General features: G+C 60.9%; 14 protein-coding genes. 5 read left to right on the forward strand and 9 right to left on the reverse strand.

The window, feature by feature from the left end:
- Window positions 1-47: 47 nt before the first annotated feature.
- The 3 genes from C5L13_RS19995 to C5L13_RS20005 all read right to left on the reverse strand — a co-directional run bounded on the left by C5L13_RS19995 (window position 48) and on the right by C5L13_RS20005 (window position 3,236).
- The gene (locus C5L13_RS19995) at window positions 48-761 is read right to left on the reverse strand and encodes an HAD-IA family hydrolase (RefSeq protein ID WP_105385018.1); all 714 of its coding nucleotides are present in this window, start codon (window positions 759-761) and stop codon (window positions 48-50) included.
- A 245-nt stretch (window positions 762-1,006) separates the two neighbouring features.
- Window positions 1,007-2,383, reverse strand: a complete 1,377-nt coding sequence (locus tag C5L13_RS20000; RefSeq protein WP_105385019.1) for an aspartate aminotransferase family protein — start codon at window positions 2,381-2,383, stop codon at window positions 1,007-1,009.
- Between the two features lie 13 nt (window positions 2,384-2,396).
- A complete protein-coding gene (locus C5L13_RS20005) occupies window positions 2,397-3,236 on the reverse strand; it encodes a GNAT family N-acetyltransferase (protein ID WP_105385050.1) in 840 nt (279 codons plus the stop codon).
- A 327-nt stretch (window positions 3,237-3,563) separates the two neighbouring features.
- Here C5L13_RS20005 and C5L13_RS20010 point away from each other — a divergent pair, with 327 nt between their 5' ends.
- Entirely contained in the window at window positions 3,564-4,232 is a 669-nt protein-coding gene (locus C5L13_RS20010; protein WP_105385020.1) for a haloacid dehalogenase type II, read from the forward strand.
- A 13-nt stretch (window positions 4,233-4,245) separates the two neighbouring features.
- Window positions 4,246-5,520: an NAD(P)/FAD-dependent oxidoreductase gene (locus C5L13_RS20015; RefSeq protein ID WP_105385021.1), complete on the forward strand. Its 1,275-nt coding sequence runs from the start codon at window positions 4,246-4,248 to the stop codon at window positions 5,518-5,520.
- Between the two features lie 328 nt (window positions 5,521-5,848).
- On the opposite strand, the gene C5L13_RS20020 is transcribed toward C5L13_RS20015, so the two are convergent.
- The 6 genes from C5L13_RS20020 to argE all read right to left on the reverse strand — a co-directional run bounded on the left by C5L13_RS20020 (window position 5,849) and on the right by argE (window position 12,467).
- Window positions 5,849-7,306, reverse strand: a complete 1,458-nt coding sequence (locus C5L13_RS20020) for an NAD-dependent succinate-semialdehyde dehydrogenase (RefSeq protein WP_105385022.1) — start codon at window positions 7,304-7,306, stop codon at window positions 5,849-5,851.
- Between the two features lie 23 nt (window positions 7,307-7,329).
- Window positions 7,330-8,370: a tartrate dehydrogenase gene (locus C5L13_RS20025; RefSeq protein WP_105385051.1), complete on the reverse strand. Its 1,041-nt coding sequence runs from the start codon at window positions 8,368-8,370 to the stop codon at window positions 7,330-7,332.
- Window positions 8,371-8,385: 15 nt separating this feature from the next.
- On the reverse strand, window positions 8,386-9,849 hold the full coding sequence (locus C5L13_RS20030) for an aldehyde dehydrogenase family protein (protein WP_105385023.1): 1,464 nt from the start codon (window positions 9,847-9,849) through the stop codon (window positions 8,386-8,388).
- Between the two features lie 165 nt (window positions 9,850-10,014).
- A complete protein-coding gene (locus C5L13_RS20035; RefSeq protein WP_105385024.1) occupies window positions 10,015-10,371 on the reverse strand; it encodes a cupin domain-containing protein in 357 nt (118 codons plus the stop codon).
- Between the two features lie 25 nt (window positions 10,372-10,396).
- Window positions 10,397-11,320 carry a 2-hydroxyacid dehydrogenase gene (locus tag C5L13_RS20040; protein WP_105385025.1) on the reverse strand — a complete coding sequence of 308 codons (924 nt, stop codon included), beginning with the start codon at window positions 11,318-11,320 and terminating at the stop codon, window positions 10,397-10,399.
- A 22-nt stretch (window positions 11,321-11,342) separates the two neighbouring features.
- A complete protein-coding gene (gene argE / locus C5L13_RS20045; protein ID WP_105385026.1) occupies window positions 11,343-12,467 on the reverse strand; it encodes an acetylornithine deacetylase in 1,125 nt (374 codons plus the stop codon).
- A gap of 443 nt (window positions 12,468-12,910) precedes the next feature.
- Between argE and C5L13_RS20050 the strand changes: the two genes are divergently transcribed.
- From C5L13_RS20050 to C5L13_RS20055, 3 genes are all read left to right on the forward strand, one after another.
- Window positions 12,911-13,765 carry a GNAT family N-acetyltransferase gene (locus C5L13_RS20050; RefSeq protein ID WP_105385052.1) on the forward strand — a complete coding sequence of 285 codons (855 nt, stop codon included), beginning with the start codon at window positions 12,911-12,913 and terminating at the stop codon, window positions 13,763-13,765.
- A gap of 31 nt (window positions 13,766-13,796) precedes the next feature.
- Window positions 13,797-13,925 (forward strand): hypothetical protein, encoded by a 129-nt coding sequence (locus C5L13_RS29485; RefSeq protein ID WP_280952634.1) that lies wholly within the window; start codon window positions 13,797-13,799, stop codon window positions 13,923-13,925.
- 18 nt (window positions 13,926-13,943) lie between these two features.
- Window positions 13,944-14,130: acetyl-coenzyme A synthetase N-terminal domain-containing protein (locus C5L13_RS20055; RefSeq protein WP_158693482.1), on the forward strand; the 187-nt coding region annotated here is incomplete at its 3' end.

Here is a 14,130-nt window from a genome sequence, read left to right on the forward strand (position 1 = left end):
AGGGCTGCCGGTCTTGAGCAGGCTTGGCCCGGTGTGATTGGTGTGGTTCAGCTCCGCGCTGCGGCTACGGCTTCGGCAAGGCCTGCGATGGAGGTAAAGTGGTAGTCCGGCTCCGTGAACTTGGCGGGTTCGATGGTGCCGCCATACCCCTTTTGGGCATGGCGTCGTTCAATCCAGCAATTGGTCATTCCCAATTCCCGCGAGACGCCGATGTCGTGATATTGGCTCTGCGCAACGTGCAGGATGTCGCCTTCGGATGCGCCCTCGCCGGCCACGAATTCGAAGACCTGACGGAAGAAGGCCGGGTCCGGCTTTTCGGTACGGGTATCGTCGACGGTAAAAGCGGCATGAAACGGATTGCCGAGCTCCGCCGAGAAATGTTCGAAAGCCCAGCGGCGGGCATTCGTCATGGCAATCAGGCGGTAGTCTTGGGCAAGCCTTGCCATGGCCTCGGCGCTGTCCGGGAAAGCTTTCCAGCTCTTGGCCGAATCGCGCAGGCGCTCGCCATATTTTTTGTCCACCGGCAGACCGAGCTTTGGCGATATGGCGAGATAAACCCGTACCAGGTCATCGGGGAAAAGATCGGCATCGTCGGAATAGCGGGCGGCGCGATAGAGGCTCAGCGCTTCTTCCCCGTCGATGGTCACGCCGGCTTCGGCTGCAATTTCCTGAAGGCAGGACTTCAGCCCGCCTTCGAAATCGATCAGGGTTCCGACGACGTCGAAGCTCATGTATTGAAACTGGAGCAGAGACTTGGTCATTTTCAAATTCCCAGTTTTTCGGCCCTGCCGCGGCCAGTTGGCGCGGTTTGAAGCGTTTTATGTTGTTCCCACCGGTGTTTCCCCGGTTCTTTTGGGGCCCCTTTACTGTAAAAGCATCGGGCCTTTGCACTTATCGAGTTTGGCATCTCCGTCGCACCGTTTGCGCCGAATCTGCTGCGTGGCACGGCACAAAATTCTGAATATCTATTCTCAGCGCTATTTGGCGATGCATTAGATCGGGCGGGCTAGCCCTTCAGCGCCCGGCGAACATCGGGATCTTCCAGAGTCTGGTCGAGCGTGGCTGCGGTCCGTTCGACAATCGCATCGATATCCTGATCCGTGCAGCAAAGCGGAGGAGCATAACCCATGATGCCGTTCGCAAAGGCGCGGATCACAAGGCCGTTGCCCCAGGCGCGGTCGAAGATGCGGCGGGCCGGCTGCGCTTCGGCGGGAAGCGGCGTCTTTGCGGCCTTGTCTACCACCAGTTCGATCGCCGCCAGCATGCCGCGGCCGCGAACGTCGCCCACCAGGGGATGATCCTTCAGCGCCTCGAGGCCCACCATCAGCCGGGCGCCGGCTCTGACGCCGTTCTCCAGCAGGCCGTTTTCGTAGAGCTTCAGGACTTCGAGACCCACCGCCGCGCTGACCGGATGTGCGGAATAGGTATAGCCGTGGCCGACCGCGGAAGCTCCCGCGCCATCGGCAATGACCTGATAGACATGGTCCGCCATGAAAACGGCACCCATCGGCACATAGCCGGAGGTGAGACCCTTGGCTGTCGTCATGAAATCGGGAACGATGTCGTCGTCGGTGCAGGCAAATAGCGGGCCGGTGCGCCCGAAGCCGGTAATGACCTCGTCGGCAACGAAAAGGATGTCCAGCTCGCGGCAAAGATCTCGCATCGCCTTCATCCAGCCCTTGGGCGGCACGATGACGCCGCCGGAGCCCTGGATCGGCTCGGCATAAAAGGCTGCGACCCGGTTTGGACCGATAGCCTCGACCTTGGCTCGCAAGGCCGCCAGAGATGCGTCGATGATCGCTTGCGGATCCTCACCGACCGGATTGCGATAGGGATAGGGGGAGGGAATCTTGTGTTGCCAGTCGAACGGGATGCCGAAACCGGCATGAAAATTGGGAAGCGCGGTCAGACCTGCGCCGACGGTTGAGGATCCGTGGTAGCCCTGCTCGATGGAAATGAATTGGTCGCGCAACGGCTCACCCCGGGAGATCCAGTAGTAGCGGATGAAGCGGATCGTGCTGTCGATCGCGTCGGAGCCGCCGAGGGTGAAATAGATATGGTTGAGGTCTCCCGGTGCGCGGTCGGCAAGTTCGGCCGCAAGACGGATGGCGGGTTCCGAGCCGAGCCCGAAATAGGCCGTGGCATAGGGCAGTTCACGAAGCTGCCGTGTTGCCGCCTCGACGATCGATTCATGGCCATAACCGGCATTGACGCACCATAGGCCGGCAAAGCCGTCGATCAGCTGATGCCCGGACGCATCCGTGACCGTCGCGCCCTTCGCCGAGGCGAGAACCCGCACACCCTGTTGCTCGTGACCGCGATAGGAGGCGACTGGATGCACCAGATGGGCACGATCGAGTTCGATGAGAGAGTTGCTGTACATAATCGTCTCCGGATCAGCCGAGGGCCTGGTTGGCGAGAGCAAAAGTGGTCGCGGTCGATGTGGCGGGATGGAAGATTGGGGGGCGAGCCATGGCGATGCCACCGCCGACATGGACAAGGCCTTGGTCCGTCAGCCAAGCGGCAAGGCCTGTCTCGGCACCGGTATCGATCCGAAGAAATTTGCCCCGGCGGCGGCTCACAAAATGCGCGATGAGCGTTTTGGCATCTTCCAGGCTCGGAGCCACGACCGGGCCGATGACGTCTCCCCGGCCGAACGCGCGAATGGCGGCAAAGCCGGCGATCCCGCCGTTGCGATGTATGACCGCGAATTGGCCTGCGTCGGCAAGGCGAGCGATCAGGTTTTGACGGCCCGCGCCAAAGGCCGCCCTGTCAAGAGTAGCGATCGCCGGGATGTCACCGGTTGTCGCTGTCTCCGTGGTGCCGGGCGCGGGTACGTCACCGGCGACGCCCTGGTGCTGGAGGATGGCTCCGGTTTCCCGAAAGCCCAGCTTTTCGTAGAGCGGCAATCCGTCGGGCGTGGCAATCAAGCGCAGAGGCCGGTTGCCGGCTAATTCCAGGGCACCATCCATAAGCCGGCGCCCGAGCCCTCGGCCCCGCATTTTCTCATCGACGATGACCATGTTGATCGTGGCGCAATCGCGTTCATAAGATGTGACCAAGATCGTCCCGACGATTTTTCCAAGGTTATCGGTAACGATAAGGCCTTTACTGAGCGTCAGCGCCAGTTCCCAGTCTTCCCGTCGATGCGGCCAGCCCGCTTGACGGGACAACCGCAGGGCGTCATCGAGATGGTGGGACCGGAACGGCTCAAGATTAGTTTCCGTGATCTCCATCGGCAGATCCTCTTTTGCTGCCACAGATGTTAGTCCTCCCGGTGCGGACGATCATCTGAAGGCGGGTCCGGCCGCGACATATCTTGCCATAACCGGGTGCACTCGCCGCATCTTGTGCTGTGGCTCTCAAAAGGAGACCAGCCAGTTGCAGCCTTGGCCCAATCAGAGCCTGCTGTTTCCGCAACCAAATGCCAAAGCCGGTGTGTAATACGGAACTTTCTGCTTCCAACGGATACAAATCAGTCGTCTGAGGTGCCGGAGCCGGGCCTATTATTATTGAAGCATCACCCGACCGACTCTGCGGCCCGCCAAAGAAGGACAAAGCGCATGACCACCTTTCGCCCGAAATACATCACCTTCGACTGCTACGGTACTCTGACGAATTTCCAGATGGCCGAAGCTGCACGCGATCTCTATGCCGACCGCATGGATGAGCCGAAGATGCTTGAATTCATCAAGAATTTCGCGGCCTATCGGCTCGACGAGATCATGGGCGACTGGAAGCCTTATGCGGATGTGGTCCACCATTCGCTGGCCCGCGCCTGCCGGCGCAATGGTATTGCCTTCAAGGATGAGGACGCGAAGATGGTCTATGAGCGCGTGCCCACATGGGGGCCGCATGCGGACGTTCCGGCCGGTCTCGCAAAGGTCGCCAAGGAAATCCCGCTCGTCATTCTCTCGAATGCGATGAACTCACAGATCATGTCCAACGTCGAAAAGCTTGGCGCGCCATTTTATGCCGTCTACACAGCCGAACAGGCACAGGCCTATAAGCCGCGTTTCCGGGCCTTCGAATATATGTTTGACATGCTGGGTTGCGGGCCGGAAGACATCCTGCATTGCTCCTCCTCCTTCCGCTACGATCTCATGTCTGCTCATGATCTTGGCATCAAGAACAAGGTCTGGGTCAATCGCCGCCACGAGCCGGCGAATCCCTATTACGGCTATGTCGAGATCGCCGACATATCGGGCCTGCACGGCGTCGTCGGGCTTTGATGGGGCCTTGGCGATGAGGTTTCTCTCCTACTGGCACGACACAGCTCCTCAATTTTCCGGTGGTGCCGACGGCCTCATCGAGGGCCATTACGACGTCGCCGTGATCGGCGGCGGGTTCACCGGGCTTGCCGCGGCACGACAGCTTGCCAAGGCAGGGGCCAAGGTGATCGTGCTGGAGGCGGAGCGCGTGGGCTCCGGTGCATCCGGCCGGAATGGAGGCCATCTCAACAATGGGCTCGCCCATAGCTACATTGCTGCCAAGAGTGAAATCGGCGTAGAGCGGGCCGTTGCCCTCTATAAAGCATTTGACGCCTCCGTCGACACGATCGAGGCGCTCATCGTCGAGGAAGGCATAGACTGCAATTTCCGCCGCGCTGGGAAGCTGAAGCTCGCCTCCAAGCCGCAGCACTACGATGCCATTGCCCGCAATTTCGAGGCTGTGCACAGGGAGGTCGATCCGGACACAGCCCTCCTGACCGCCGATGATCTGAAGAGCGAGGTAGGCTCACCCTTCCACGGCGCGATGCTGTCGAAGAAGAGTGCGATGATGCATATGGGCCGCTACGTCGTCGGGTTGGCGGATGCCGCCAAACGCCATGGTGCAACCATCATCGAGAAGGCGGTCGTCACCGAACACCGTCAAGCCGACGGCAAACACGTGCTGAAGACCAAAAAGGGTGCCGTGACCGCTGATCAGGTGCTGATCGCGACCGGGGCCTATACGACCTCGAATTTCAGTTATTTCCGCCGCCGCATCATCCCGGTCGGAAGCTTCATCATCGCCACGCGGCCGCTGACGGATACGGAAATCGCGACGACCATGCCCGGCAACCGCACCTGCGTAAACTCTATGAACATCGGCAACTATTGGCGTCTGGCGCCCGACAACCGGCTGATCTTCGGCGGACGAGCCAGGTTCTCGGCCACCTCCGATCAGCGATCTGATGAAAGGAGCGGTGCAGTCCTGCGTGAAAGCCTGCGCCGGATTTTCCCACAGCTTGCGGATGTCGAAATCGATTATTGCTGGGGCGGACTGGTGGACATGACCAAGGATCGTTTCCCGCGCGCGGGTTATCAGGATGGCGCCTGGTATGCGATGGGGTATTCCGGCCATGGCGCGCAGCTATCGACCCATCTCGGAATGACGATCGCTGACGCAATTCTCGGGCGCCCTGACCATAACCCGCTCAAGGGGCTGGAGTGGCCCGCCGTTCCCGGGCACTTCGGCAAACCGTGGTTCCTTCCCCTTGTGGGGCTCTATTACAAAATCCTCGACAGGATTCAGTAGGGCGGTGACCGCCCCCTGATCTCAAAATCCGCATAGGGCCATCGCAGACGATCGTACCCTGCCCCATGACGTGGCAGGTGGGTCTGCCCCGGATGGTTCGAGGACCAAGACGCCCCCGCCGTTCGACCGGGCCTCCAGTGTTCACTGCACGATCGCCGGATCCACCCGCGCCTCCTCCCCAAGGTCGGCCGCTCTTCCGCAGTTGCGCTCTTCTTCGCTCGCCATGAGCGGCTTACGATCGGACTTGCACCACAATAATGCTGGCCGCACAGGATAAAGGGCCGCTACGGCAGCTCTTCGTTTGTGGGGATCGCAGGCAGGATGTTGGTCAGGCGAGGCCGCCGATGTGGAAAGACTTCATTTCCAGATATTCCTCGATGCCCGCCTGAGCGCCTTCACGCCCAAGCCCCGACTGCTTGACGCCGCCAAATGGAGCGACTTCCGTCGAGATAGCACCGGTATTCAGCCCGACCATGCCGAATTCGAGCGCCTCGCCGACGCGCCAGGCCCGCTTGAGGCTTTCGGTGTAAAAATAGGCTGCCAGCCCGTAGGGAGTGCTGTTTGCGATTGCAACCGCCTCTTCCTCGGCGTCGAAGCGGAACAGCGGCGCAACCGGTCCGAACGTTTCCTCGCTGGCAAGCTGCATCTGCGTCGTGGCGCCGGTCAACACGATTGGCGCTGTGTATTGCCGGCCGATCGGCAGATCCGTTTTTGTGGTGACGATCTTCGCACCCTTGGCCACGGCGTCCTCGACGTGGCGGTTGATCTTTTCGATCGCAGCTTCATTGATCATCGGCCCGATCGAAATACCGGCTTGTGTCCCTGGTCCCACTTTCATGGCGTCGACCCGAGCGGCAAGCTTGCCGGCGAAGGCATCGTAGACGCCGGCCTGGACGAGGATCCGATTGGCGCAGACACAGGTCTGGCCGCCGTTGCGGAACTTGGAGGCAATGGCCCCTTCGACGGCGGCGTCAAGATCGGCGTCCTCAAAAACGATGAATGGCGCATTACCGCCGAGTTCGAGGGAAAGCCGCTTGACGCTGTCGGCAGCACCTCGCATCAGCAGAGACCCGACGCGAGTGGAACCGGTGAAGGAAATCTTGCGGACCGTCTCGTTGGCCATGATCTCGTTACCGATCTCGGCCGGCATGCCGGTGACGATGTTGACAACGCCTGCCGGTATCCCGGCCTTTTCGGCAAGCCATCCGATCGCCAACGCCGAATACGGCGTGAATTCCGAAGGCTTGATGACGACCGTACAGCCGGCGGCAAGCGCCGGCGCCACCTTGCGGGTGATCATCGCGTTGGGGAAGTTCCACGGGGTGATGATGCCGCAGACGCCGACAGGCTCCTTCAATACGACGATCCGTCGGTCGGGGGTCGGCGAGGGGATCGTGTGTCCGCCGATGCGACGGGCTTCCTCGGCGAACCATTTGACGAAGGAAGCGCCATAACGAATCTCATTGCGGGCTTCCTCGAGCGGCTTGCCCTGTTCCGTCGTGAGGATCAGAGCCAGGTCGTCGATATGCTCGAGCATCAATGCGTGCCATGCTTCCAGAAGAACGGCGCGCTCTGCATGGGTCTTCTTCTTCCACGGCGCATAGGCCGCTTCGGCCGCTTCGATCGCGGCTCGCGTTTCGGCGATGCCCATGTCGGGCACCAGCCCGATGACAACCTGGGTCGCGGGATCGATGACCTCGACCGTCTTGCCGGTTTCGGCAGCGATCCATCTGCCGTCCACCAATGCCTGTTGCCGGAAGAGGTCCGGTTCCTTCAATGTCAGCATGTCCTGTCCTCGATAGAAGTAAATTAAAGCGCCGCGAGAATGGCCGCGGTGATGGCTTCCGTCTTGTCTTTGCCCGGAACCGTGCCGATTCCGCTGGTCGTTGCCTGTTCGACCGCCGCCATGATCGCGTCGGCGGCATTTTTCTCGCCGAGATGTTCGAGCATCATGGCGCCGGACCAGATGGTGGCGATCGGATTGGCGATGCCGAGATGGGCGATGTCGGGAGCAGACCCATGCACTGGTTCGAACATCGACGGCGCATCACGCGCGGGATTGATGTTGGCCGACGCGGCAAAGCCGAGGCCGCCCTGGGTGGCGGCGCCGAGATCGGTAAGGATGTCGCCGAACAGATTGGATGCGACGACTACGTCGAGTGTTTCCGGTGCCATCACCATGCGGGCTGCCATGGCGTCGATATGGTAGCTGGTGACCTCGACCTCCGGATATTCGGAAGCCAGATGCCGCGTTATCTCGTCCCAGAAGACCATCGAATATTTCTGTGCATTCGACTTGGTGACCGAGGCGAGTTTGCCGCGTCTGGCGCGTGCCTGTTCGAAGCCGAAGCGCAGGATGCGCTCCACCCCCGTGCGGGTGAAGATCGAGGTCTCGACAGCCACTTCGTCCGCAGTCCCTTGGTGGACCCGACCGCCCGCGCCGGAATATTCACCCTCGGTGTTCTCGCGAATGCAAAGGATGTCGAAGCGTTCGGCTTTCAGCGGTCCTTGGACGCCCGGAAGCAGACGATGGGGGCGGATATTGGCATATTGGACGAACGCCTTTCGGATTGGCAGGAGCAGCCCGTGAAGTGATACGGAATCGGGCACTTCTGCTGGCCAGCCCACGGCGCCAAGCAGAATGGCGTCGAAGCCGCGCAATGTTTCGATGCCGTCGGCGGGCATCATCGACCCGGTCTCCTTGTAGAAAGCACAAGACCAGGGAAATTCGGTGCCTAGAAGCTTAAAGCCGGCCTTGTCTGCCGCTTTTTGCAATACCGCCCAAGCCGCAGCGATCACCTGAGGCCCGATGCCGTCGCCGGGGATGAGGGCTATTCTATGGGTTGTCATCGACATGTCGTCCTCTCAAAGTCTGATCAAGACGCTCTTGCTCTTGCGGTTGGCATGAAAGGCTTCGCGACCGAGATCCTTGCCGATGCCCGACTGTTTGTAGCCTCCCGTCGGGAGGATGTGATCGCGTGAACGGCCGTAGCGGTTGACCCAGATCGTCCCCGCCTGAAGGCGGCGCGTGAGCCGGATCGCGCGGGAAAGATCTCGGGTGAAGAGCCCCGCGGCGAGGCCATAGGTCGGATGGTCCGCCAGCGAGAGGGCCTCGTCTTCGTCGCGAAATGTCTGAAGCGTCAGCACCGGCCCGAAAATTTCTTCCGTCAGGCTAGGCGAGTTTTGATCGATGCCGGCTATGAGGGTCGGCGCGTAGAAATAGCCTGGCGCGTCCATGTGGGCACCGCCGGCCAGGCACTCTGCGCCGGCTGAAATGGCGGCAGAGACGATCGAATGGATACGCTGTCGCTGCTTTTCGGAAATGATCGGAGAAAATTGTGCCGTGGCATCCCAAGTCGGGCGCGGAACGACCGTCTTCATCCGCGTTACAATCGCCTCGACAAGCGCGGCTGCGGCGCTTTCCTCGACGATGAGGCGGGAGCCCGCAACGCAGGCCTGGCCCGCATTGCTTGTAATTCCGGCGGTTATCGTGGCCGCCGCTTGGTCGAGATCGGCATCGGCGAAGACGAGCTGCGGGCTTTTTCCGCCGAGCTCGAGCGTCATCGGTTTGACGCCGGTGCGGGCGATATTTTCCATGATCGCCGAACCGGCCTGCGTGGAGCCGGTAAAACTGACCTTGGCAATGTCGGGATGGCCGGTAATTGCCGTGCCTGTAACCGGGCCGTCGCCGAGCACGACGTTGATCAATCCAGCCGGCATCCCGGCGCGAAGCGCAAGTTCAGCCAGGTAGACGGTCGAAAAGGGTGTCATTTCCGAAGGCTTCAGCACCACGGCATTGCCCGCGGCAAGCGCGGGGCCCAGCTTCCAGGCAGCCATTGATATCGGGAAATTCCACGGCGTGATGGCACCCACCACGCCATACGGCTCGGTCATGATCATGCCCAGATTGCCGTCGTCCGTCGGCACCAGATCGCTGCCTTCCTTGTCGGCAAACTCGGCGAAGAAACGAATTTGCTCGGCAGAAATTGCGATGTCGCCTTCCACGAGCTGACCGACGGGACGGGTCGAGGAAAGCGCCTCCAGCTTTGCCAGGGCCGAAGCCTCCTGCTCGATGATGTCTGCCCATCGATGCAGTACGTTCAAGCGTTCGCGTGGGTGAACACCGCCCCAGTTGCTCGTCTTCAGCGCGGTTTTTGCCGTCTGAACGGCATGGTCGACGAGGTCCGCATCGGCGATGGGGCAGTCGGCATAAGCCTTTCCGTCAGAAGGCCGGCGCATGGGAATGGCGCCCTCTGCAGCTATCAAACGATCCCCGACGAGATGACCGATAGGAAGCGACAGGCTGTTAGGGTCGAAACTCAAAGTCATGGGAATACCTCGGATCACTGAAACGAGCTTAGCGGATCGGCCGAAGAAGCTTGATCCGATGGCAGCGGGGGCGACAGCGGAAAAACCTGTTTTCCAGTCGCGCTGCAGCTTATTCTTCGGTGGTCGATCGGGGGCGGCGCCAGATCACCGGCGCCGCCTCTCAGCTCACGCCATCACGGTAACGTAGATCTTGCGGACCGTTTCAATGGTCTTCCAGGCGCCGACGAAACCGGGTTTCATGACGAAGCTGTCGCCGGCCTTATAAACAACCGGCTCGCCGTCCTTCGGTGTGATTTCGACGACGCCGGACAGGATGTGGCAGAATTCGAATGTCTCGCCCTTGATCGAATGCGTGACGCCCGGGGTTGCCTCCCACACACCTGTATGGATCATTTCGCCCCGGGCGATGTCCTGCGCCCAGGTCTTGAACTTGGGGTCGCCCGATATCAGCCGCTCGGGAAGCGGAGTGTTTTCGCGTGGTGCGAAGGAGGGGCTCGGTTCGATCGTCTTGAGAAGCGACATGGGGTTCCTTTCGAGGTTGAGAATGTCAGTAGCCGCGGCCGCGGTCGACGAGGCCGATCGGGTCCAGGCCGTCACGCAACCGCTTGATGTTATCGACGACGGCGCGTGCGGCGGTACGAGGCTGGGTGACGCTGGCTATATGAGGCGTCAGCAGGATGCGCGGATGGCTCCAGAACGGATGGCCGGCCGGCAAGGGCTCCGGATCAGTGACGTCGATCACCGCCCCGGAGAGACGCCCGTCGTCCAGGGCCGCAATCAGGTCAGGTTGGTTCAGCTGCGGGCCGCGGCCGGTATGGACGAGCGCCGCTCCTCGCGGCAGGAGGTTGAAGAGATCGGCGCTCAGAAAGCCGTGCGTCTCACCGGTCAGCGGCAGGAGGCAGATTAAAATGTCGGTTCGCGCCAGCATGGCCTTCAGTCCGGCCTCACCGGCGAAGCAGCTTACGCCGTTGATATCCTGCTGCGAGCGGCTCCAGCCAAAAAGCGGAAAGGCAAAAGGCGCCAGCCGCTCGAGGACGGCGCGCCCAAGCATGCCGAGGCCGAGCACCCCGACGCGGCGTTCCGGAGCCTGGATCTGGGGGAGCGGGCACCAGGCCTGTTCGCGCTGCTGGGCGAGATAAGTCGGCAGATTGCGGTGAAGCGCAAGTACGGCAAGCGCCACATATTCCTGCATCATGCGTACGATGCCTTCTTCGATCATGCGCACCACCTTCACGTGATCCGGCACGTCGGCAATGCGGAACTGATCGACCCCGGCGCCGATGGAAAACAGAACTTCGAGGTTGCGGTAACGACGCAAGTCGTCAGGAATTGTCCAGGTAAGCAGGTAGCGCACCGCATCCGGATCGACCGTTCCCGGGTCCATCGAAAAAGGAAGATCGGGCAGTTCGTGAGCGAAAGCTTCCTGGAAAATGGCGCCCCGGCTGGCATCGGAATTGAAGAGAAAGGTCATCGTTTTCCGCTCCTTCGGAAGGTCACGCACGGCAACGTGCGCCGAGCGCCTCTATCATCGCCTGGCAGGCGGCGAGTTCGCTTCCGAGCACGAATTCATTCGGCTTGTGGGCGCGACCAATGTCGCCTGGACCGCAGATGATCGCGTCGACACCGGCCCGTTGATATAGCCCCGCTTCTGTCCCATAGCTCACGGCGGCAAGCGGTTCGGCGCCCGTGAGATCCTTTAGGAGATCGGCGAGCGGAGCCGTGCGACTAAGCGAAAGAGCGGGATAGGAGCTGAGTTCTTCCCATTCGACCAGGAAACCGGCTGCCTCAAGAGCATATGCAGCGGCACTTACAGGTTTGAGCAGCGCGGCTGGATCGACGCCCGCGATCGCCCTTGCTTCCAGTTCGAGAACACACAGATCAGGGATGATGTTGATCGCCTGACCGCCATGGATCGTTCCGGCCTGCAGCGAAGAATAGGGAGGCTCGAACGTGGCATCGAACGGCCCTCGCGTCAGATCTTGTGCCGCCGAAACCGCGGCCCGCAGCACTTCGGCCATCGCATGCACTGCGTTGAGGCCGAGTTCGGGCCGGGAGGAGTGGCCGGAACGGCCTTTTATTGCAACGCGGGCAGCGGCCTTGCCCTTGTGGGCGAGAACAGCCCGCATACCGCTCGGTTCGCCGATCACCGCTCCGAGCGGCTGCGCGCAGAGATCGGGCAACCGGGAAAGAAGATGGGGCACGCCGCGGCAACCAGCCTCCTCGTCATAGGAACAGGCGAGATGGATCGGCCGGTCAAGGTGCTTGGCGACAAGTGCCGGCACGGCCGCGAAGACCGCGGCCAGAAACCCCTTCATGTCGCTCGTGCCGCGGCCATAAAGCCGGTCGCCTTCGGCTCTTAAGACAAACGGATCACCCGTCCATCCTGCTTCGGTTGCCGGAACGACATCCATGTGGCCGGAGAGAATATACCCGGGAACATCGGGTGGCCCGATCGTGGCAAAGAGATTAGCCCTGTCGCCTTCGGGACCGGGAAGGACACGAGCTTCGATACCAAAGCTCCGCAGGTAAGAGCCGATCCATTTCACGATAGCGTCGTTGGGCATTCCGACTACTGTGCGGAGACCAACCAGTTCATCAAGGATTTCCACGGCGCGCATGACGTCGCTACTCCATCGATGGCGTTACGGAACTGATGCGATAGGGCACGCGCAAAGGACGTCCGAATAGCGCATCCTTCCTGCTCGTTTGGCAGTCGACCAGTTGGCTGCGCCGTTTCTGCCCGGCGCCTTACACGCAACGACCGCCACAACCTCGGACGGGGTATTCTCGCGGGATTCAATGAGGCTATCGAAAGGAACCATTTCTGACCTCTGACTTTTCAGGAGACACCCGGAAGTTTGCCCGACTGGGGAGGCTTTAGATGCCGAAAGCGGGGCGGATTTGGTGGATTGTTGCGTCCGCATCGCACTCACCAGCGATTTCTGCCGACGGGTTTCACATAGTCTAATCGGGGGCGTGAGGCGGATACTGGCGTGCCCCGGAGACCCAACGGAGAAAGCGCGTGATCGCTGATAAATCGAAACTCGTCGATAGCTTCGAAATGCGGATCGCCGATATCAACACGGCCGATCTTGAGCAGCTACACGCGCTCTCGATCGGTGTCGGCTGGCCCCACCGGGGAGACGACTGGCAATTCGCGCGTGAGTTCGGCAAAGGTGTCGTAGCGCTGGACGAAGCCGGGCGCGTGATGGGATCCGCTATGTGGTTCCCTTATGGGGAGCATTTTGCCACCATTGGGCTCGTCATCACGTCACCGCGCCTGCAAGCCCATGGCACGGGTCATTGGCTGATGGACCATGTGCTCGCTCAACTTGCTCACCGGAATCTGGGTCTCAACGCGACCCGGGCTGCGCGACGCCTTTATCGCTCTTTGAACTTCACGCCGGAGTCAGTTGTGGCCCAGTGCCAGGGCGAGGCCTCCCTCCCCCCTGAGGTGGACATTCCATCCGGCACGGAACTTCGGCCACTCGATACTGCCGACCTTGCAGCCATTGCAGAGTTGGACAACGAGGCCTTTGGCGCAGATCGAGCCGCGCTTCTTACGCGACTTCTTCCAGCCAGGGGCTTCGGACTGACCCGCAACGGAAAGATCGCGGCCTTTTCCTTTTGTCGGCCGTTCGGCCGAGGGCACGTCATCGGTCCAGTGGTGGCGGCAAACGATGCGGACGCGATTGCCGTCATTCGCCTGCATGTTGCAGAGCACACGGGGGAATTCCTTCGGCTGGACACGCGAGAAAAAAGCGGAGCCTTTTCCGATTTCCTCTCCCATTGCGGTCTGTCCGTATTTGATACCGTGACAACAATGTCTCGCGGCCGCCCCTGGCTCAGCGTACGGGAAAGTTGGCCAAGTGGAACGCCAAAAACCTACGCATTGGCCGGTCACGCCCTCGGATAAACCATGTCGCTTTGAACGAGAGGAAGTATCCATGGCGGTTACCCCGCTTTGCGATACGGCTCATCGGTCGCCGATTCGAACCGAGCAGGATCTGCTCGGAGACTTCGCGGTACCGGCGGAATCCCAGCCAAACAACGTCATCGTGTTTCCCCATCGCTAATTACCAAAGGAGCTGATCATGGCCCTTGATCCTTACCCTGTGCCCCGCGCCGTCCGGATCCGCGCCTTTATCGACCAGGACAAGTACGAGAAGTGGTACGAGGAGAGCGTGGAGGATCCGGACAAGTTCTGGGGCAAGCACGGCCGGCGGATCGACTGGTTCAAGCCTTATACGAAGGTCAAGAATACCTCCTTCAAGGGCAAGG

The organism is Neorhizobium alkalisoli, from assembly GCF_002968635.1.
Taxonomy (GTDB): domain Bacteria; phylum Pseudomonadota; class Alphaproteobacteria; order Rhizobiales; family Rhizobiaceae; genus Neorhizobium; species Neorhizobium alkalisoli.

What these genes read in the sequence shown, in the direction of transcription:
- C5L13_RS19995 (WP_105385018.1), bottom strand. Translation starts at nt 761, where the DNA reads ATGACCAAGTCTCTGCTCCAGTTTCAATACATGAGCTTCGACGTCGTC.
- C5L13_RS20000 (WP_105385019.1), bottom strand. Translation starts at nt 2,383, where the DNA reads ATGTACAGCAACTCTCTCATCGAACTCGATCGTGCCCATCTGGTGCAT.
- C5L13_RS20005 (WP_105385050.1), bottom strand. Translation starts at nt 3,236, where the DNA reads ATGGAGATCACGGAAACTAATCTTGAGCCGTTCCGGTCCCACCATCTC.
- C5L13_RS20010 (WP_105385020.1), top strand. Translation starts at nt 3,564, where the DNA reads ATGACCACCTTTCGCCCGAAATACATCACCTTCGACTGCTACGGTACT.
- C5L13_RS20015 (WP_105385021.1), top strand. Translation starts at nt 4,246, where the DNA reads ATGAGGTTTCTCTCCTACTGGCACGACACAGCTCCTCAATTTTCCGGT.
- C5L13_RS20020 (WP_105385022.1), bottom strand. Translation starts at nt 7,306, where the DNA reads ATGCTGACATTGAAGGAACCGGACCTCTTCCGGCAACAGGCATTGGTG.
- C5L13_RS20025 (WP_105385051.1), bottom strand. Translation starts at nt 8,370, where the DNA reads ATGACAACCCATAGAATAGCCCTCATCCCCGGCGACGGCATCGGGCCT.
- C5L13_RS20030 (WP_105385023.1), bottom strand. Translation starts at nt 9,849, where the DNA reads ATGACTTTGAGTTTCGACCCTAACAGCCTGTCGCTTCCTATCGGTCAT.
- C5L13_RS20035 (WP_105385024.1), bottom strand. Translation starts at nt 10,371, where the DNA reads ATGTCGCTTCTCAAGACGATCGAACCGAGCCCCTCCTTCGCACCACGC.
- C5L13_RS20040 (WP_105385025.1), bottom strand. Translation starts at nt 11,320, where the DNA reads ATGACCTTTCTCTTCAATTCCGATGCCAGCCGGGGCGCCATTTTCCAG.
- argE (WP_105385026.1), bottom strand. Translation starts at nt 12,467, where the DNA reads ATGCGCGCCGTGGAAATCCTTGATGAACTGGTTGGTCTCCGCACAGTA.
- C5L13_RS20050 (WP_105385052.1), top strand. Translation starts at nt 12,911, where the DNA reads ATGCGGATCGCCGATATCAACACGGCCGATCTTGAGCAGCTACACGCG.
- C5L13_RS29485 (WP_280952634.1), top strand. Translation starts at nt 13,797, where the DNA reads ATGGCGGTTACCCCGCTTTGCGATACGGCTCATCGGTCGCCGATTCGA.